The following is a 19360-nucleotide window of genomic DNA, read 5'->3' on the forward strand; positions in this document are numbered from 1 at the left end:
GAGCGCGCCCCGGGGCCCGCGGGTTCACTCCGGCCGGACCGTCCACAAGGGACCGGCCGCCGCCAGCTCGGGGCCGGGTTCGGAGTCGGGCGGGAGGGGTTCGGGGTCGGGAAGCGGACGGTCCGGTCCCGGCGTCACCGGGTCGGGCTCCACCGGCCCCGGCGGAACGGGCTCGGGCGGGGCGGGCGGCGCGGTCGAGCGGGGGCGAAGCATCGCGGGCTCCTTTCTCTCCCTGATGGGCTACCGCACACCGCCGGCGGCGAAACATCCACCCGTCCGCGCTAGGTCGGCTAGGGTCGGAGGCGGAGCCGACGACCGAGAAGAGGCGAGACGATGAGCGCGGACAAGCCCGGCGAGCAGCAGCCGCTCGACGCGGAGATCGTGGAGAGTTCCGGCCCGCCGCCCGCTGACCTCCCGGAACCCGACTACAGCGACAACGGAGCCCCGTCGTTCGACTTCGTGCGGGACCGGATCGAGAAGCGCTACACCACCTCGGTCGGTTCGCAGGAGCTCGCGGGGATCGGCGGGCCGGAGGATCTGCAGTCGCTGGACAAGAAGATCGCCGACCGCAAGGAGGCGGCGAAGGACAAGCTGGCCGAGATCCGCCGGTCGATGGGCAAGGAGTAACGCCGGCCCCGGCCGGGGCGAGGCTCGGCGGCCGAGCGGGCGCTCCGCGCCGAACCCAGCGGGAAACGACTGGGCTGCCGGGGGAACCGCCCAAGCCGCACCCGGACGAGCGGGCCACCGGACGCGCGCACCGGGGCAACTGTCCACAATAGACCGCAGCCGCCAATTTCCGTGGCTTCCCGGACGCCCGTTCTGGTTGAATCGCCCGTATGGCAACCACCGTGCGCGTTCCCGGCCTGGTGCTCACCGAGCACGAGTTCTCCGTCCCCCTCGACCATTCCCGGCCGGACGGCGCGAAGATCACCGTCTTCGCGCGCGAGGTCGCCGATCCGGACGGGCTGGACCGGCCGTTTCTCGTTTACCTCCAAGGCGGTCCCGGGCACGAAGCGCCGCGGCCGTCGCGCGGGACGCCCAGCTGGCTGCCGCGAGCGTTGCAGGAGTACCGGGTCCTCATGCTCGACCAGCGCGGCACCGGGCGCTCCACGCCGGTCGGCACGCTCGCCGGCACGCCTGCCGAGCAGGCCGAATACCTCACCCACTTCCGCGCGGACGCGATCGTGCGCGACGCGGAGTTCGTGCGGAAGCAGCTGGGCGTCGAGAAGTGGAGCGTGCTCGGGCAGTCGTTCGGCGGGTTTTGCACGCTCGCTTACCTTTCCCAGCACCCCGAGGGCCTGGCCGAGGCGTTCTTCACCGGCGGGCTGCCGCCGATCGCGCGGCATCCGGACGAGGTTTACACCGCGACGTTCGCCAACCTCCTCGAGCGCAACCGCCGGTACTACCTCCGCTACCCCGGCGATCGCGCGCGCGTCGAGGCGCTGCTGCCGTTGCTCGACGACGGCGCCGTGGTCCTGCCCGACGGCAGTCCGCTGACCGCGCGGTTGTTCCGGCAGCTCGGTTACCTCTTCGGCGCCAGCGGCGGCGAGGAAGCGCTGCATTATCTGATCGAGCGAGACCCTGAGTCGCCCGCGTTCGCGCACGACGTCGCGAACTCGCTGCCGTTCAGCGCGCGCAACCCGCTGTATTCGGTGATCCACGAGTCGTCGTACTCCGACGGGTTCGCCACCCGCTGGTCCGCCGAGCGCGTGCTGCCGGACGAGTTCCGCACCGACCGGGCGTTGTTCACCGGCGAGCACGTGTTCCCCTCGCTGTTCGACGACCTCCACAGCCTCCGTCCGATGAAGGAGACCGCGGAACTGCTCGCCGCGCACGAATGGCCGCGGCTGTACGACGCCGACGTGCTGCGCGAGTGCACGGTCCCGGCCGCCGCCGCGATCTACGCCAACGACATGTACGTCGAGCGGGCGTTCTCCGAGGAAACCGCGCGGCTGATCCCGACGCTGCGGCCGTGGATCACCAACGAGTACGAGCACAACGGCGTGCGCGCCGGGGGCGGTCACGTGCTCGGACGGTTGATCGACCTCGTTCGCGGGCGCGTCTGACCTGCCGGGAGGGGAACGCCGGGTTCCCCTCCCGGACCGGGTCAGGCGACGGTGACGCCGCCTTCGGCGGAGTCGGTGGAGAGCGTGAGGTCCTGCCAGGCGTCGAAGTCGGCCTGCACCCGCTGGCGTCCGGCGGTGACCAGGCGCAGCGCGTCCGAGCCGAGCAGGAGGTGCACCGGCGGGTTCTCCTCGTCCAGCAGCTTCAGGATGGCGTCGCCCGCGCGGTCGGGGTCGCCGATGCCTTGTCCGGCGAGGGCCTGGCGGCGGGTCCGGATCGGGTCGAACAGGGCGTCGTAGTCGGCGATGCTGCGCGGGGCGCGGACCAGCGAGCGGCCCGCCCAGTCGGTCTTGAACGCACCGGGCGCCACGGCGGTGACCCGCACGCCGAACTGCGTGACCTCCTGGGCGAGGGTGTCGGTGATGCCTTCCAGAGCGTGTTTGCTGCCCTCGTAGAACGCCAGGCCGGGGAAGGTGGTGTGCCCGCCCATCGAGGTGATGACGAAGATCTGGCCGTCGCGCCGTTCGCGCATGCCGGGCAGGACCGCCTTGACGGTCGCGACCGTGCCGAAGACGTTGACCTCGAACTGGCGGCGCAGATCCGCCATCGACGACTCCTCGAAGGTGCCTTCGAGGCCGTATCCGGCGTTGGCCACGAGAACGTCGATCGGGCCCAGTTCCGCTTCGACCGCACGCACGGTCGGCTCGATCCGGTCCGCGTCGGTCAGGTCGAGGACGAAAGCCCGGGCGCGTCCGGGGTCTGCTGCCCGGAAAGCGGCCGCGTGCTCCTCGGTGCGAACCGTGCCCGCGACCTGGTGCCCGGCGGCGAGGGCTCGCCGGGCGATGGCCCGTCCGAGGCCGGTGCTGACGCCGGTGATCAGGATTGTCTTGCTCACTGCGAAGTGTCCTTTCGTGGGGCATGACGGCATGGACCCCGCAGGTGCGGCGGGGCCTGATGAAGGGCGAAGGTCAGTACTCGGCGGGTTCGCGGCCCCAGCTGGCCAGCAGCCGCAGCCGTTCCTGCGAAGGCGAACCGGCCGGAGCGCTGTAGACGACCATCGACTGGCCCGGATCGGCGACCGAGGCGAAGATCTCGTACTGCAGTTCGAGATCGCCGGCGACCGGATGGCGCAGGCGTTTGAGACCGGTGCTGCGTTCCTGGACGCGGTGTTCCGACCACCACGCCGGGAACTCCGGCGACCGCATCATCAGCTCGCCGATCAGGTTGGCGATGTGCTGATTCCGCGGCTGCGCGGCCGCGGCGAGCCGCAATCCGTGCACGTAGTCGCGGGCGACGCGTTCCCAATCCCGCCACACCAGGCGGGCCCGCGGGTCCAGCAACGTCCAGCGCGCCATGCTGCGTTCCCGCCGCGGCAGCTCGGCCACGTCGGGAAACAGCAAGGCCCACAAGGCGTTCCCGCCGACGACCGTCAGGTTCCGGTCGCTGACGAACGCCGACGCCAGTTCCATCGAGTCCAGCACCTGCCGCAGCGCCGGACGCAGCCGGGACGCGTGCTCGGCCTGGTCCACGCGTTCGGCTGTGGCGCCCGCGAGAGCGAACAGGTGCCGCCGCTCGATGTCGTCGAACCGCAGCGCGTCGCAGAGGGCGTGCAGCACCTGCTCGGACGGCTGCCGGGCCCGGCCTTGTTCCAGCCGGGTGTAGTACTCGGTGCTCACCCCGGCCAGCTGCGCGACCTCGCTGCGGCGCAGGCCGGAGACCCGCCGTCCGACGTCGAATCCGTCCGGAAGACCGATCTCGCCCGGCTTCAGCCCGCCGCGGCGGGCCCGCAGGAAATCGCCAAGGTCGTTCTTGCCCATGCCTCGAGTCTGCCTTCCGCTCAGCCGTCGCCCAAGGCCGTAGCTGGCCCTGCCAGTACTACTCGGCCGACCGGGCGAGGATCACCGCGCGGGCGGCCAGGTGCAGGGCGAGCCGTTCGTCCGGACGGGACAGGTCGACCTGCAGCAACTGCTCGATCCGGCTGATCCGCGCGGCCACGGTATTGCGGTGGATCCCCAGCACCGTCGCGGTTTCGGCGAGCGAAGACTCGACGTCGAGGTACGCCGCGAGGGTGCGGATCAGGTCGCCGGGCACCGAAACCAGCGGGGCGAGCAACGCGCGTGCGGCGGGCTCGAAGGTGTCCGTGCGGGTCCATTCCAGGAGCAGCTGGGCCATGCCGAGCTGGTCTACGTGCAGGAAATGCCCGGTCTCCGGACGGGCCGCGGCGAGGCGGGCGGCGTCGGTGGCTTCAGCGACTGTCGCGGTGAGACCGTCGGCGTGCGGGCGGCCGACGCCCAGGTGTGCGTCGAGGGTGCGGCGCAGGCTGTGGTGCACAGCGCGCAGCCGCGCGGACAACGCCCGCACCCGCTCCGCGGTCGGTTCCTGCTCGAAGGTGACCCAGCCGGTCCAGCCCTCGCCGTGTTCGACGGTGACCGCGTCGATCGACTCGGCCCGGAGTGCGCGCACGACCTCCTGCGTGCGGGAGACAGTGTCGACGTCCGCGGGCACGCCGATGCGCAGGCCGACGTGCCAGCCGCCGAGTCGCCAGCCCGCATCCGCCGCGCGCCGGCGCAGGTCGGCACCGGGTTCGGTGTCTTGGCGCAGCAGATCGCCCAGCAGGGCGGACCGGGAACGGGCGTCGCGTTCCAGTTCCAGGCGGTGCGCCAGCAGCCAGCGCTGCACGGCCCCGGCGGCGACGGCCAGCGTCGCGGCGACGACGTCCGCGCGTGGCGCCTTCGCGCCGGTCAGCTCGGCGGCCAGCCATACCGCGGGTTGCGGCAGCACCGCAGGATGTGCCAGCAGCACACCATCCGCGAGAGCGACGCGTTGCGGGACCGGCTCGTGTACTCGCACACGGGCGGCCTCGGCGAGCTCTCCGGCGAGCACTTCGCCGCGGTCGTCGAGGACGGCGACGGGAGCGTCCAGCAGCCGCCGCAGCACGGTCACGATTTCTTCCGGCGGCCGCAACCGCTCCCCCAGCGCCCGGTGCGCGGCGAGCACCGCGTCGGCGCGGTCGAGGTCCGGAGCGGCGAGAGCGAGGCGGGCGTCCACGAGCAGATCGAGCGGATCGGCCGAGGTGACCAGCAAGGGCACCGACAGCCGTTCGGCCAGAAGTCGTGAGGCGGCAAGCGGTTCGGCTCCCGGAAGCAGGACTCCGGCGGCTCGGGCATCCGCACACCGGCGCAAGAGAGCGTCGATTTGCCAATCGGAACCCAGCGGGCGCAGGACCGCCACCAGCTCGCCGGGAGCGGGTGTGCCAGACGCGTCCAGCGCGGCCTTGACCGTCTTCAGCGGACGGTCCAAACCAGACTCGCCGGAACACACCCGGACCGGGCCGGCCCACGAAGGCAGCGCGAGCAGCTGACGGAGAATCACCGGGCTACCACCGGATCGCAGTCGATTCCGTACGCGCGGGGCTCCAGCAGCGGAAGCCGGCGCGGATCGGTCCAGAACGGCGACGCGGCCAGGCATACGACGTCCACCTCGACCCCGGCGCGGATCGCGTCGCACTGCAGCGGGACGCCGGTGCGGCGGTCGAGCACCGACAGCACGTCCGGAGTGGACGCCACCGGCAGCCCGTCCCGCAGCGCCAGCAGGTACTCGTTCTCCATTTCCAGCCGCAGCAACGCGCCGTCGCGGTGGTCGGTCAGCGTCGCCGAGCCGCGGCCGAAGCCGGGGCGGCCGTGGTGTCCCGGGCCGACGTGCCGCGACACCTCCAGCACCCGGCCGCGCGCGAGAACCTGGCCGTCGAGGGCGGTTTCCAGCGCGGCGAGCTCCGGGCTCTCCCCCGCCGCGAGCACCCGGGCGCCGAGCGCGAGCGCCTCGCTCGTCGTGCCCGGCACGGTGTGCTCGGCCAGTTCGCCGGCCGGGATCGGGGCCAGCGCGATCGCCGCCCAGCCGCCGGAGCCGGCCAGGAACGCGCGGATCCCGCTCTCGACCACCGAGGCCGGCGCGGCGGCGAGCACCACCACCCGGCCGCCGGGTTCGGCCATCGCGACCGGAGCGACGCCGCGGCCGGTCGCGGCGACCGAGAGCTGGTCGAGCCGCGGCAGGCCGCGTCCGGACAGGTCCGCGTCCACGCACGGCAGCCCCAGCTCCTGGGCGATCACCAGCGGAAGCAGGCCGTTGAGACCGCCGATCTCGATGGTCATCAACGCCTGCGCGCGCCGCCCGGTCCAGCGTTCGATCGCCGCGATCGCCGAAACGAATTCGTCGCCGCTCGGCAGTTTCTCGGCGAAGGCGGCGGTCGCACCGACGATCCCGACCGGAACCACGAGCGTGTCCGGCGGCAGATCCGCGATCGGGTGCACGACGGGTTCGCGGCCGGATTCGGTCATCCGCCGCAGCAGCACCGCCGCGGTGACGGTGTCCCCGCCCCCGCCGGACCCGAGCAGCGCGACGCCGCGTTCGAGTGCCGGCACGTCCGCGGCGGTGATGCGCATGGCTGGTCAGCGTATCAGCGGAAGCTGTAGCCGCCGTCCGGATACAGCGTCGAACCGGTGGTGTACGTGCTGGTGAACAGGTACAGCACGGCATCGGCCACTTCGGACTCCCGGCCGACGCGGTGCAGCAGGGTGTCGGCGCGGTACTGCGCGAAACTCGCCTCCCGCGCGGCCGCCGGACGCCCGGCCCACAGGTTCCCGTCGATCGTGCCCGGCGACACGACGTTCACCCGGACCGGCGCCAGCTCCACCGCGAGTCCGCGGCCGAGTCCCTCGATCGCCGCGTTGCACGCGATGTACGCCGGCGCCGCGGCGGGCGGGCGCACGCTCGCGACGCCGGACATCAGCACCACCGAAGCGTCGTCCGACAGCTTCGGCGCGGCGTGCTTCACCGCGTGGTACTGGCCCCAGAACTTCGTGACGAACGGGCTTTCCGCCTCCGCGTCGCTCAGGTCCCGCATCGGGCCGACGGTGTAGGACGCGGCGGGCGTGAACAGGTGGTCGACCCGGTCCAGCGCGCCGAAGAACTCGGCCAGCGACGCCTGGTCGGTGGTGTCCACGGCCTGCCAGGTCGCGGTCGGGCCCAGTTCCGCGGCGGCGGCCCGCAGTCTGTCGCCGGTCCGGCCGCCGAGGTGGACGAGCGCGCCCGCCGCCGTCGCGCGCCGGGCGACCTCCAGCCCGATCCCGGAACCGCCGCCGAGCACCACGACCGCCCGGCCGTCGAGCGAACTCACGAAGCCACCTCCACGGGGACGAAATCGTGCGCCAGCCCGAACGCCGCCGGGCCGAACGTGGCCAGCGCCTCCGGGGTGCGCATCAGCGGCGGCGTCGAGATCCCGGCCACGGTGACCCGCTGGCCGTAGCGCAGGGTCTCGGTGGTGATCGGCTCGGCGGATTCCGCCTCCAGCACGCAGATCAGGTCAGGGACCAGGCAGCGCACCTCGCCGTCGACGAGCGCCACCAGGTTTTCGTTCTGGAACAGGATTTCCAGCTTGTGCTCGCCGTCGAAGGACACCGCCGCGGCGCGTCCCCTGGCGAACCCTTCTTCGGTCCGGCGTTCCACATCGGACACTTTGCCGCGGAACAACACGCGCAGATGCGAGTACAACGTGTCGCCGAGCGCCGTCGCCAATGCCGCGATCGGATCCGCATTCTCTTCGCGGGCAAGGCGAATCGCCCGGCCGACGCTCAGCGCGAGCGACAACGTGCGAGGCACGGCGGTGCGTTTCACGTCCGCGCCGCTCATCGAGTACTCGGCGATGTGCGCGACGCCGCCGAGCCGGATGGTGACCCCGCGCGCGAGCCATTCCATCCGCCGGTTGTCGGCCCCGGTGTCGATCACCGCGGTCTCGCCGCGCTCCCCGGCGATCCCCATCGGCGAACCGGGGACGCCGTACACGCCGAACGTCTCCATCTGCAGTTCCGGGAACGCCCGGCCCATGCCGTCGGCATCGACCACCGGGAGGCCGAGCCGCGCGCCGACGACCAGCGGGATCATCGAGTTGATCCCGCCGCATTCGATCGGCATCGTCGCGTCGGCCTTCGCGCCGAGGTGTTTTTCCAGCGCCCGCAAGGCAAGCTCGGGCTCGGCGCCGTTCGGGAGCTTCTCGTGCACGACGGTCGGCGCGCCCATCTGCGCGGTCGGGATCACGAGGGCGTCGTCGTCCAGGTCGTCCGGATCGAGCACGGTGACGGGTCCGTATTCGCGGATCGCCTCGCGCACCAGCAGCCGCCCGACGTACGGGTCGCCGCCGCCACCGGTGCCGAGAACAGCCGCGCCGCGGGCGAGGTCTTCGAGATGGTCCTCGGTCAGTGTCCAGCTCATCCCGCGACCCCGATCGGGTCCAGGTCATAGCCGAAGTACCGCGGACCGGCCAGCGCGATGCCTTCCGGGGTGTGCCAGCGCGGATCCGCCGGGGCCGCGATCACCGTGACCCGCTGGCCGTAACGCAGGCCTTCGGTGGTGACGGCCTCGCCGGACTCCCGGTCGAGCGTGCAGATGAGGTCCGGCACCGAAGCGCGCACCTCGCCGTCCGCCTCGGCCACCAGGTGCTCGTTCTGGAACCGCAGCAGCATTTCCGTCCCGGTGTCACCGTCCATTCCGGACAGGCGGGCCTCGCCGCGAGCGAACCCGGTGACGGTGCGACGGGCGACGTCGACGACCTTGCCGCTGAACAGCGTCCGCCCGCGCAGCCGCGCCACCACGCGGTCCACCGGGTTCTCGTGCTCCTCGCGCGCCTGCCGCACGAGCGCGCCGAGTTCCGCGCAGAGCGTGAGCGTGCCGGGCACCATCGACTCGCGGGCCTGCGCGCCGGACATCGCGTAATTGCTGATCATCGCCGAGCAACCCATGTCGATGGTCGCCGACCGGGCCAGCCGCTCCGCCCAGTGATTGTCCACAGTGTCCAGTACGCCGCGGTTGCCCTTCTCGTCCGCGATGGACATCGGGGTCGCGCGGATTCCGTACAGGGTAGGCAAAACCATCTGCAGTTCCGGGAACGCGCGCCCCATGCCGTCCGCGTCCACCAGCGGCAGACCCAGCTGTGCCGCCGCGACGACCGGGATCAGCGAGTTCACGCCGCCCGCTTCGGCGCAGGCGATGTGCGTGAGTTCCTTGCCCAGGTAGGTGGCCAGCGTCCGGGCGGCGAGCCCGACCTGTTCGGCGGACGGCAGTTTCTCCACCATGACGGTCGGCGCGCCCATCATCGCGACCGGCAGCACCACGGCGTCGTCGTCCAGATCGGACAGTGGCACCAGCGGCACCGGACCGTGCTCGCGGACCGCGGACTGCGCGAGCAACCGGCCGATGTACGGGTCTCCCCCGCCGCCGGTGCCGAGGATCGCCGCGCCGCGCGCGATATCGTCGAGGTCCTTCTCGGTGATCTCAGCCATTGTTCACGCCCCCCAGCTGCAGGTCGCCGACCGCCTTGACCCGGATCCGGGTGGCGTTGCCGGGCAGGTACGGGATCGGCACCTCGTCGAAGTCGACGATGCCGACGGACGCCGGGCTCGCCCCGGCGGCCACCGCGCGGTCGACCGCTTCCTGCTTCGCCTCGTCCACCACGGCCTCGCGGCGGCCGGGCTCGATCACGTAGACCCGGTCGACCTCGCCGCCGATCTGCGCGATCGCCGCCCCGATCGCGTTGGCCACCGCGTAGTGGTCCGGCCTGCGGACCTCGCCGGAACCGGCCAGCTCGTCCGGCAGCAGCACCGAACCGCCGCCGACCGCGACCACCGGAAGCGGCTCGGACGACGTGCGCATCCGGTCGACGACGTCGGAAACGTCCGCCGCGATCCGGTCCAGCGCCGCCTTGACGAAGTCCCGGTCGAGGTGCGCGACCAGCGACGGGTCGCCGATCTCGGCCCGTCCCGCGGCGACCGCGATGTCGGTGGCGGTCAAGGTGTCTCCGCCGAATACGAGCGCCTTCGAGGTCAGCTCGTAGCCGACGGAATCCGGTCCGACGGTCACGCCGGCCGCGTCGCCGCGGACCCGGCTGCCGCCGCCGATGCCGATCGAAAGGACGTCCGGCATCCGGAAGTTCGTGCGGATCCCGGCCACGCTCACGTCGGTGGTCGCCTCGCGCGGGAAACCCTGCCGCAGCACGCCGACGTCGCTCGTGGTGCCGCCGACGTCGACCACCGCGCATGTGTCCAAACCGGACAGCACCGCCGCGCCGCGCATCGAGTTCGTCGGACCGGACGCGAAGGTCGCCACCGGGTAGCGGCGGGCGAAGTCGACGTCCATCAGCGTGCCGTCGTTCTGGCTCAGGTAGAGCGGAGCGGTGATGCCCGCTCCGGTGACCGACGCGGCCAGACCGTCCACGATGTGCGCTGCCAGCTCGCGCAGCGCGGCGTTGATGACCGTCGCGTTTTCCCTCTCCAGCAAGCCGATCCGGCCGATTTCGTGGGACAGCGAGATCGCGACGTCCGGCAGCTGCGAAGCGATGATCTCCGCCGCCCGCGCCTCGAACTCCGCGTTCACCGGCGAGAACACCGACGTGATCGCGACGCTGCGCACTCCGGCCGTGCCCATGTCGTCGGCCGCCTTGCGCAGTTCGCTCTCGTCCAGTTCGGCGATGTGCCGTCCGTCGAACTCGTGGCCGCCGTGCACCAGGTAGCTGCGCCCGGACACCGCGTCGACCAGCCGCTGCGGCCAGTCCACCATCGGCGGCAGCGACGCGCCCGCGGGCAGGCTGAGCCGCACCGCCGCGGTCGGGGCCAGCCGGTGCGCCTCGACGAGCGCGTTGATGAAGTGCGTGGTGCCGATCATGACCGCCCGCACCGCGGCCGGGTCGAACGCGCGCTGCCGCTGCAGCCCGTCGATCGCGGCGACGATGCCCGAGGTGACGTCCTCGGTGGTGCTGGTCTTGATCGAGGCGAGCACCTCGCGGCCGTCCAGCAGGACCGCGTCGGTGTTGGTGCCGCCGACGTCGATGCCGATGCGCACGGGCAAATCTCCTTCCAGGTAACGGAATCAGGCGGCCGGGGCCGGTTCGGCGTCCGCGGTGGCACTCTTGCCGACCCCGCGGACCAGGCCGAGCTTCCCGGCGGCCACGTACAGGACGAAAGCGACGACGAGCGAGTTGATGCTGGGCAGGCCCCAGTCCACGAACTCGCCGAACAGCGCCGCGGCGATCCAGACGACGATCGTCGCGGGCACCCAGACCGGAGCCTCCGACGGCACCGTGCCGCGGGCACGCGCCTCCGCCAGGTCGCCGCGCCACTGCTTCACCACGAAGTACTCGGCCACCATGATCCCGGCGACGGGCGGGAACGCGACCCCGAGCACGGTCAGGAAATCGGTGAACTTCGAGAGGATCCCGGCCGCGGCGAGCACGCTGCCCACCACGCCGAGCACGGCGGTGACCAGGCCGCGGTGCGCCCGTTTCCCGGACACGGTGCCGATGAAGTTCACGACGCCGAGCCCGGAGCTGTACAGGTTCCAGTCGTTGATCTTCATCGTGCCCGCGATGACGATCAGCAGCCCGACCCAGCCGACCGACGACGTGACGATCGTGGTGATCTGCGCCGTGCCGACCGCGTGCGCGAGCAGCACTCCGGCCAGGCCGATCACGTACTCGCCGAGCGTGACGCCGACCAGCGTCTGCTTCACGACGTCGCCGGTGGTGCGGTTGAACCGGGTCATGTCCGGCGTGATCACCGCGCCGACGATGAACCCGCCCGCGACCAGCGTCGTGCCCTGCAGCAGGGACAGCGACGGACCCGGCGGCGCCGACGCCACGAGCGCGCCGAGATCGTGCCGGGTCAGCTCGGACACCACCGACCAGCCGACCAGGATCAGGAACGCGGGCACCATCAGGTACGCCGTCCAGGCCATCGAGTGGAAGCCGCGGACCACGATCGCGGTCACCACCAGGCCGAACACGAGCGCCCAGCCCCATTCGGGCAGGCCGCCGACCAGCGCGGCCAGGCCCTGCGCGGAGACCGCGGACTGGATGCCGAACCACCCGATCAGGCTGATCCCGATGGCCAGCCCGATGAGCGCCGAGCCGCCGCGGCCGAAGCCGGTCCAGCGCGCGATCATCGAGGTGGTCAGGCCCTCGCGGACGCCGATCACGCCGACGAGCACGGTGATCAGTTCGAGGATGACCGAGCCGAGCGTGAACGCCAGCACGGCGTTCCCGAAGCTCATCCCGAAGCCGATCGTGGCGCCGAGCAGGAACTGCGACAGCGCGGAAACCTGGCCGAACCGCTGCACGGCGACCGACCACCACGAATAACGGGCGGAATCGGGCACCCTGGTCAGCGCGTAATCGTCGACACCGACAGCCGAGGCCATGGCGACTCCTCATCGGGAGGGGAACGGTTCCCAGCACGGTAAGCAGCAGCTCCGGCGAGGTCACCGTGCGATCTGCACAGCCCGGACAGTCCGGCTGTGCACCTCGCACCCTTACCCGGCCAAGGCGTGGACAGCCTCATACGCGAACGCCGCCGCGCCGACGCCCGCCGCGACGCTGACGACCACGTTCGCCGCCGCGGCGAAGTACGACTGGCGCTCGACCAGCCGGACGGTTTCGTAGCTGAACGTGCTGTACGTCGTCAGGGCGCCGCAGAATCCGGTGCCGAGCAGCGGATAGACCGCCGCGGGCAGCGCGGTCCCGGCACCCGCGAGCCCGCCGAGCAGGACACAGCCGATCAGGTTGACGGTGAACGTGCCCCACGGGAACAGGCTCTGATGCCGGGACTGGACGGCCCGGTCGGTCAGGTACCGCATCGGCGCTCCGACCGCGGCGCCGAGGAAGACGAGGAGGGCGGTCATCAGACGGCCACCTCCACCGGGACCAGCTTGCGGGTGATCGCGTGCCCCAGCAGGACGGCGAGCAGCGCGGCGGCGAGCGTTCCGCCGAGGTAGGCGAAGGCGAGCGGTACGGTGTCCGGCCGGAGCAGGTTGCGCGCTTCGACCGCGTACGTGGAGAAGGTCGTGAAGCCGCCGAGGATGCCGACGCCGAGGAACGGCCGCACCAGCCGGTGCGCCGACCACGCCTCGGTGACCAGCACCATCAGCACGCCGATGAGGAAGCAGCCGACGACGTTCGTCCAGAAGGTCGCCCACGGGAAGCCAGCGGTCTCGGCGGGGAGGGCCTGCGCGAGCCCGTAGCGGGCCAGCGCGCCGAGCCCGCCGCCGAGCGCGATCACCCCGAGCACCGACACGTGGTGCCGGACGAGTTCGCGTTGCTGCACGGGATCCCTGAGGTCGACGTCAGGGTCGAGAGGTTCTTCGGGCACAGTCTTCTCCTACTCCACGGACACGCGGCACCGTTCGAGTAGGGACTGTTGGCGGTCTCGACCGCGGTTGTCCGGGCGATTCCCGGAGCGGCGAGCCCCACCGCCGCGCGTACGCGAGCCTACCTGATCAGTTCCCCGCCGCCCGCAACGCGGTCAGCGCCGGACCGAACATAGTGGACTTGATCGCCCCGAGCGTGCCGCGGTCCTTGCCTGCCAGCGGGGCGACGCGTTCGGCCGCCGCAGTTCGCAGATCCTCCAGCGCGGCCGTCGCGTCGACCAGGCCGAGCGCTGTCGCTTGCGGACCGCCGAAGCGGCTCCCGGTGGTCATCGACGCGATCGCGGCGGACGGGGTGAGCTTCGCCTGGACGAGCGCGGCCATGCCCGGGGTGAACGGTAGGTTGAGGTCGGCCTCGGGGAAGCAGAAGTAGCCGCGGTCCTCGCGCATGACGCGGAAGTCGTGGGCCATCGCGAGCATCGCGCCGCCGCCGAACGCGTGCCCGTTGACCGCGGCGATCGTCGGCACCGGGAGCGCCAGCACGCGGGCGAGGAGCTCGTGGATGCTGGTGACGTATTTGCCCGCGTCGTCCGGGTGGCTGGTGAGCCAGTCGAGGTCGAGGCCGTTGGAGTAGTACTTGCCGCTGCCGATCGTGACGAGCGCGGCGGGTTCCTTGCCTGCGGTGACCGTGTCGAGGTGCGTGTGGACCTCCTCCAGCCACGGTGGGGCGAACCGGTTTTCGTCGGCGCCGAAGTCGAGTACGTGGACGGCGCCGGCGGTGCTGAGGGTAGGCATTTCAGTCCTTTCTGGACTTTCGCGGTGGTTCGAGGGCGAGGATCGCGCGGACCGCCGCGGCTAGCCGTGCGCGGCTTTCCGCACTGGCGGGTCCGGTGGCGAGTTCGCGGCGGAGCAGAGCGGTCGGGAGGTCCACCACGCAGGCGGTGACGACCTCTACGGCTTGTCCGTCGCCGCGGTTCCAGAGTTGCCGGGCCAGGCGGATCAAGAGGCGGACGAGGCGTTTGTCCAAGGCGTGCAACGCTTCCGCGAGTTCGTCCGGCAGTTGCGGGCCCAGTACGCGCTTTGCCGGGACAGCGATCATCATCCGCGCGGCGTCCGGGCGCGCCTCGGCTACCACGGCGGAGGTGTCGGCGGCCGCGACTACCGCTTCGATCGGGTCGGGAGCTTCGTCGACCAGGCGTTCTTGTTCGTCGAGGAAGAAAGTGGCGGCGCGGAGCCAGGTCTGGCCGATGAGGGCGGGGAGATTGGCGAAGACGTGGTAGATCGTGCTGTTCGGAACGCCCGCCTCCTGCGCGAGCCGCCGGACGGTGAGCGCCTCGGGGCCGATGTCGGCGATGAGGCGCTCGGCGGTGTCGAGAATCAGCTCGGGATCGTGGATCCGGGGGCGGGGCATGGATCAGATGGTAATGGAGCGAGTGCTCCAAAACTAGGGCGGGGTGATGTGCGGCTCAAGGGGTCGTGAGCGGCAATCGCGGTTAGAACCGGGATTGCCACTCACGACCCGCCTGCGGAAGCCCGCCGCCGGATCGCCGCCCGGCTTCCGCTGCCGTCGGCTCCCGGGTCAAGCCACGCGGACACCGCTCGGGGCTGGTGCGTGTTCGCACCGGTTCTCACCGGCGCGAACACGCACCAGCCCAGCCCTCGCCGGACGGGAGGGAACCAAGCTGGGCCGGTCAGTCCGCGATGCCAAGGCAGTCCAGCCCCTCACGGGCCGGGGCATCCGGGCCGTCCAGCCAACGGCCGCGATCAGCCAAGCAACCGAAACCCCACCGCACCCGCACGACGCCGCCCGGGTCAATCCGCGATATACAAGCAATCCCGCCCGTCGCGGGCAGGCGCGTCCGGGTCGTCCAGCCAGCGGCCGCCGTCGGCCAGGTAGCGGAAGCGGAGCCGGGCGCCCGGCGGCACCTCCACCGCGGCCGAGCGCGTGCCGTTCGAGCGTTTGCGGAGTTCGTGGCGTCCGGGCTGCCAGTCGTTGAAGTCGCCGACCACGCTCACCGGGCCGGGCGGGGTGTCGAGCGGCAGGACGAACGTCACCCGCCGGGCCCCGGAGCCGTTGCTCCGGCTGGTCTTGATCACGGCGTTTCCCTTTCCCGTTCCGGCGAATCGGTCTTTCTGAATCGTTTCACGACCGATGCCGGAAACCCGGACGCGGCAGATGCCGCGTCCGGGTGAAAACGGGCTCAGGTGGTGGAAACGTCGTCCAGCTGCTCGGCGGCCGGGCGCACCGGGAACAGGTCGCCGCCGGGCGGGACCGGGATGCGGCCGACCGCGGCGCGGGCCTTCCGGTCCCCCGCGTCGGCGGCGGCGTGCACGCTGTCGAGGGCGGCGTACTGGATGAAATGGATGTCCGGCAACGGCCACGGCGCGGCGCCGGTCGCCGCCGGGAGCAGGTGGTCGACGGCGGCGAAAATGCTGCCGCCCTGCGGATTCCGGTACGACCACAGGTCGACGCCCAGGTGCTTGCCCAGCTGCGCGAGGCGAGTCAGGGCGACCAGGTTGAACGTGTGGTAGTGGTACGTCCGGGTGCGGGTGGATTCCTCGGGCTGGCCGCCGTCCGCGGCGATCTGGTGGTCGATCCGGGCTTTGCCGGAGTCGCGGACGATCTCGCGGGCCAGGTCGCGCCGGCCGACGTAGCTCGCGGTCGCCGCGGCGAGCAGGTCGTAGAAGGTGCCGTGGTTGTTGGTCGCCTTGGCCTCGTCGGTGCCGTTCTTGCTGGTGCGCAACCAGGTCAGGAAGTCCGCCGACCAGCCGCGGAACGCCTTGCCGTCGGCCTTCGTCCAGCCGGGCGCGCCCGCTTCGAGGATCCGCGCGGCGTCGAGGACCTGGGTGAACGTATAGGAGAACTCGATGATGCCGATCCCGCGCCCGTCGGTCTTGCACGGGATGCCCTGTGCGAAGTTCAGGTTCGGGTTCATTTTCGTTGCCGCGTCGAGGAACCAGGTGCGCAGGTCGAGCGCGGCGCGCTGGGCGTACTCGGCCTTGCCGGTGTAGTACCAGGCGAGCGAGAGCTGGTAGATCGAGTTGAACGCGACGAGCCGCTCGGCCTTGTCCGGCACGTTCTTCATCTCGGGGTTGACCTGGCCGTCGCGGTCGACGTACGGGCAGCCCTGCGGGTTTTCCGGCGTTTTCGGCTGGCTGGGCCAGTAGTACGGAGCGAGGCTGAGGTAGTCGTGCTTGTCGCCGCTCGGCGGGACGCGCTCCTTGTCGACGACCGTCCACGGCCCCTTGGTCAGCGCGTCGTCCGCCTGCTTCAGCAGGTTCGACAGCGACGTGCGCAGCGTCGGATTCCCGGCCATCAGGCCGATCTTGTTGCCTGCTAGGCGCAGGCCGTCGAGCACCACGGGGTCCGGCACGCAGACGAACGAACAGGACCTCGGCGCGGGCGCGGCGGTCGCCGCTCCGGCAGTGGTCGCGAGCAGCCCCGCGACCGTCGCGAGAACCGCCGCGAGACGACGCGGACGGGAAGACCGGAAAGGAGGCAGCACCGCAACTCCGTTCAAGAATATGAATAGTACCCAGATATGTGAACTGAGATTGAATAGCCGAGCGCTCGTGGCCGCGTCAAGAGCGGCTCAGGCGAAGCGGCCGCGCCGGACCGGGTTCCGGAGGGCGCCGAGGCCCTCGATCATGATGGTGACCTCGTCGTCCGCCTCGAGCGTGACGTCCGGGCCGGGAACGGCGGATGTACCGGTGGCCAGGACGGCGCCGCGCGGGAAAACATCGCCGCGGTAGAGCCACGCGACCAGATCCGCGAGCCGGCGGTGCAGCCGCGCGGTCGACGTCTCCCCCGCCCAGAGCAGTGCTCCGGCGCGATGGATCGACACGGTGATGCCGAGCGCGTACGGGTCCGGGATCTCTTGCGCGGGCACGATCCACGGCCCGGCCGCGCACGAACCGCGGTACATCTTGGCCTGCGGCAGGTACAGCGGGTTCTCGCCTTCGATGCTGCGCGAACTCACGTCGTTGACGATCGTGTACCCGACGATCTCGCCGTTCGCGTTGCACACCAACGCCAATTCGGGTTCCGGAACGTCCCAAGCGGAATCTTCGCGCACCCCGATCGGCTCCCCCGGCCCGCGCACGCGGTGCCCGACGCTCTTGAAGAACAGCTCCGGGCGTTCCGCGTCGTACACCCGCGAGTAGACGTCCGCGTCGCCGCTCTCCTCCATCCGCGCCTCGCGCGACACCTCGTAGGTGACTCCGGCGGCCCACACCTCGGTGTCGTCGTCGACCGGCGCCCGCAGCTCGCCTGGTTCACCCGGGACGAGCTCGATCGCCAGTGCTTCGGCGAAGTCGTCGGCGGGCAACGCGAGCAGGGAGCCGAGCGTGGTGCCGGGCGGGAGCGCGCCGGCGGACTCGCCGTCGGTCACCTGCCAGCCCGCGGCGGTTTTGCCGAGGCGGCGCATCAGTGCGAATCCCTCGGCACGGCGGAACCGCGGGTGCCGTGCAGGAAATCGAAGTCCGCGCCGAGGTGAGCCTGGGTGACGTGCTCGCGGTAGAGCCAGGTGTATCCGCTGCGGTACGGGCTTTCCGGCGGTGTCCACCCTTCGCGGCGGACGGCGAGTTCGTCGTCGGGCACGTGCAGGGTCAGCTGGCGCGCCGGGGTGTCGAGCGTGATCCGGTCGCCGGTACGGACGAGCGCGAGCGGGCCGCCGACCGCCGATTCCGGGCTCACGTGCAGCACGACCGTGCCGTAGCCGGTGCCGGACATCCGGCCGTCGCAGATCCGCACGATGTCGGTGACGCCCTGTTCGAGGAGCTTTTTCGGCACCGGGACGTTCGCCACCTCCGGCATGCCCGGGTAGCCCTTCGGACCCGCGCCGCGGATCACCAGGATCGTGTCGGGGGTGACGGGCAAGTCCGGGTCGTCGGCGACGCGGCGGTAGTCCTCCGCGGTGTCGAAGACCAGCGCCGGGCCGGTGTGCGCGAGCAGCTCCGGCGAGGCGGCGGATTGCTTGATGACCGCGCCTTCCGGAGCGAGATTCCCGGTGAGCACAGCGGTTCCGGTGCCGGGCGGCTGGAACGGCGCGTCGACGGTCGTGATCACATCGCCGTTCCAGCACTCCGCCGGTTCCCTCGGCTTGCCGGTGACCGTGCGGACGCCGGTGTGCAGGAGCCCCGCCTCGGCGAGCCTCGTCAGCACCACGGGAATTCCCCCGGCGTAACAAAAATCTTCCATGAGGAATTGCCCTGAGGGCATCAGATTCACCAACGTGGGGACTTCACGGCCCAGCTCGTCGAAGTCGCTCATCGCGAGCGGGACGCCGACGCGCCCGGCCAGCGCGAGAAGGTGCACGATCGCGTTGGTGGACCCGCCGATCGCCGCGTTGACGCGGACCGCGTTCTCGAACGCCGCGCGGGTCAGGATCTCGGACGGGCGCAGGTCTTCCTCCACCATCGCGACAATCCGCCGACCGGCCGCCTGCGCGGTCTCGAAACGCCGCGCGTCGACCGCGGGCCAGGTCGCCGAACCGGGCAACTGCATGCCGAGCGCCTCGGCGAGACAGGCCATCGTCGACGCCGTGCCCATGGTCATGCAGTGGCCGTTCGAGCGGGCCATGCAGCCTTCGGCGAAGAAGCACTCCTCCTCGGTCATCCGGCCGGCCTTGACTTCTTCCTCGAACTTCCAGACGTGCGTGCCCGAGCCGACGTCGCCGCCGCGGAACTTGCCGTTGAGCATCGGGCCGCCGGTGACCATCACCGCGGGCAGGTCGACGCTCGCCGCGCCCATCAGCATCGCCGGGGTCGTCTTGTCGCAGCCGGAGAGGAGGACGACGCCGTCGAGCGGGTTGGCCCGGATCAGCTCCTCGACCTCCATCGCCATCAGATTGCGGTAGAGCATCGCGGTGGGGCGCATGAGCGTCTCGCCGGTCGCCATCGTCGGGAACGCGAGCGGGAAGCCGCCCGCCTGCCAGACCCCGCGCTTGACCGCCTCGGCCACGCGGTCGAGATGCACGTTGCACGGGGCCAGCTCGGACGCGCTCACCGCGATCCCGATCACCGGCCGGCCGTCGAACACCTCCGGGCCGAACCCCTGGGACCGCATCCACGACCGATGGATCATCCCCGCCCGGCCGGACGCCCCGAACCACGC

Annotated in this window: 20 protein-coding genes; 2 read left to right on the top strand and 18 right to left on the bottom strand. The window is 71.4% G+C overall.

Going from position 1 to position 19360, the window contains the following annotated elements:
- Positions 1-24 precede the first annotated feature (24 nt).
- Positions 25-213, bottom strand: coding sequence for a hypothetical protein (locus L3Q65_RS16900; RefSeq protein ID WP_182895927.1), 189 nt, complete (start codon positions 211-213; stop codon positions 25-27).
- 120 nt (positions 214-333) lie between these two features.
- Between L3Q65_RS16900 and L3Q65_RS16905 the strand changes: the two genes are divergently transcribed.
- Both L3Q65_RS16905 and L3Q65_RS16910 read left to right on the top strand, forming a co-directional pair.
- Positions 334-627, top strand: a complete 294-nt coding sequence (locus L3Q65_RS16905) for a hypothetical protein (protein WP_182895928.1) — start codon at positions 334-336, stop codon at positions 625-627.
- 209 nt (positions 628-836) lie between these two features.
- On the top strand, positions 837-2066 hold the full coding sequence (locus tag L3Q65_RS16910) for an alpha/beta fold hydrolase (RefSeq protein WP_182895929.1): 1230 nt from the start codon (positions 837-839) through the stop codon (positions 2064-2066).
- 41 nt (positions 2067-2107) lie between these two features.
- Here the strand turns inward: L3Q65_RS16910 and L3Q65_RS16915 are convergent, their stop codons facing one another.
- The 17 genes from L3Q65_RS16915 to L3Q65_RS16995 form a co-directional block, all read right to left on the bottom strand.
- The gene (locus tag L3Q65_RS16915) at positions 2108-2959 is read right to left on the bottom strand and encodes an oxidoreductase (protein WP_182895930.1); all 852 of its coding nucleotides are present in this window, start codon (positions 2957-2959) and stop codon (positions 2108-2110) included.
- Positions 2960-3032: 73 nt separating this feature from the next.
- A complete protein-coding gene (locus L3Q65_RS16920) occupies positions 3033-3881 on the bottom strand; it encodes a helix-turn-helix transcriptional regulator (RefSeq protein WP_182895931.1) in 849 nt (282 codons plus the stop codon).
- Positions 3882-3939: 58 nt separating this feature from the next.
- On the bottom strand, positions 3940-5436 hold the full coding sequence (locus tag L3Q65_RS16925; protein WP_182895932.1) for a helix-turn-helix domain-containing protein: 1497 nt from the start codon (positions 5434-5436) through the stop codon (positions 3940-3942).
- Complete coding sequence (locus L3Q65_RS16930; RefSeq protein ID WP_182895933.1) at positions 5433-6503, bottom strand: DUF917 domain-containing protein; 1071 nt, start codon at positions 6501-6503, stop codon at positions 5433-5435. Before L3Q65_RS16930 ends, L3Q65_RS16925 begins: the two co-directional genes overlap by 4 nt.
- Positions 6504-6517: 14 nt before the next feature.
- Positions 6518-7237: an SDR family oxidoreductase gene (locus L3Q65_RS16935; protein ID WP_182895934.1), complete on the bottom strand. Its 720-nt coding sequence runs from the start codon at positions 7235-7237 to the stop codon at positions 6518-6520.
- Positions 7234-8328, bottom strand: a complete 1095-nt coding sequence (locus tag L3Q65_RS16940; RefSeq protein ID WP_182895935.1) for a DUF917 domain-containing protein — start codon at positions 8326-8328, stop codon at positions 7234-7236. Before L3Q65_RS16940 ends, L3Q65_RS16935 begins: the two co-directional genes overlap by 4 nt.
- Positions 8325-9395, bottom strand: coding sequence for a DUF917 domain-containing protein (locus L3Q65_RS16945; protein ID WP_237600209.1), 1071 nt, complete (start codon positions 9393-9395; stop codon positions 8325-8327). The genes L3Q65_RS16940 and L3Q65_RS16945 overlap by 4 nt, the downstream gene beginning before the upstream one ends.
- Positions 9388-10950 carry a hydantoinase/oxoprolinase family protein gene (locus L3Q65_RS16950; protein ID WP_237600210.1) on the bottom strand — a complete coding sequence of 521 codons (1563 nt, stop codon included), beginning with the start codon at positions 10948-10950 and terminating at the stop codon, positions 9388-9390. Before L3Q65_RS16950 ends, L3Q65_RS16945 begins: the two co-directional genes overlap by 8 nt.
- Positions 10951-10977: 27 nt before the next feature.
- Positions 10978-12303, bottom strand: a complete 1326-nt coding sequence (locus L3Q65_RS16955) for a cytosine permease (RefSeq protein WP_237600211.1) — start codon at positions 12301-12303, stop codon at positions 10978-10980.
- Between the two features lie 111 nt (positions 12304-12414).
- Entirely contained in the window at positions 12415-12783 is a 369-nt protein-coding gene (crcB, locus tag L3Q65_RS16960; protein ID WP_237600212.1) for a fluoride efflux transporter CrcB, read from the bottom strand.
- On the bottom strand, positions 12783-13250 hold the full coding sequence (gene crcB / locus L3Q65_RS16965; protein WP_237600213.1) for a fluoride efflux transporter CrcB: 468 nt from the start codon (positions 13248-13250) through the stop codon (positions 12783-12785). Before crcB (L3Q65_RS16965) ends, crcB (L3Q65_RS16960) begins: the two co-directional genes overlap by 1 nt.
- A 127-nt stretch (positions 13251-13377) precedes the next feature.
- On the bottom strand, positions 13378-14040 hold the full coding sequence (locus L3Q65_RS16970) for an enoyl-CoA hydratase/isomerase family protein (protein ID WP_237600214.1): 663 nt from the start codon (positions 14038-14040) through the stop codon (positions 13378-13380).
- 1 nt (position 14041) lies between these two features.
- Positions 14042-14656 (bottom strand): TetR/AcrR family transcriptional regulator, encoded by a 615-nt coding sequence (locus tag L3Q65_RS16975; RefSeq protein WP_182895942.1) that lies wholly within the window; start codon positions 14654-14656, stop codon positions 14042-14044.
- A gap of 401 nt (positions 14657-15057) precedes the next feature.
- Positions 15058-15342 carry an isoamylase early set domain-containing protein gene (locus L3Q65_RS16980; RefSeq protein WP_237600215.1) on the bottom strand — a complete coding sequence of 95 codons (285 nt, stop codon included), beginning with the start codon at positions 15340-15342 and terminating at the stop codon, positions 15058-15060.
- Between the two features lie 104 nt (positions 15343-15446).
- Entirely contained in the window at positions 15447-16751 is a 1305-nt protein-coding gene (locus L3Q65_RS16985) for an alginate lyase family protein (protein WP_237600216.1), read from the bottom strand.
- 87 nt (positions 16752-16838) lie between these two features.
- Complete coding sequence (locus tag L3Q65_RS16990) at positions 16839-17672, bottom strand: fumarylacetoacetate hydrolase family protein (RefSeq protein ID WP_237600217.1); 834 nt, start codon at positions 17670-17672, stop codon at positions 16839-16841.
- Complete coding sequence (locus tag L3Q65_RS16995) at positions 17672-19330, bottom strand: IlvD/Edd family dehydratase (RefSeq protein WP_237600899.1); 1659 nt, start codon at positions 19328-19330, stop codon at positions 17672-17674. The genes L3Q65_RS16990 and L3Q65_RS16995 overlap by 1 nt, the downstream gene beginning before the upstream one ends.
- Positions 19331-19360 lie beyond the last annotated feature (30 nt).

Origin of the sequence: Amycolatopsis sp. FU40 (assembly GCF_021903635.1) — a bacterium.
GTDB classification, from domain to species: Bacteria; Actinomycetota; Actinomycetes; order Mycobacteriales; family Pseudonocardiaceae; genus Amycolatopsis; species Amycolatopsis dendrobii.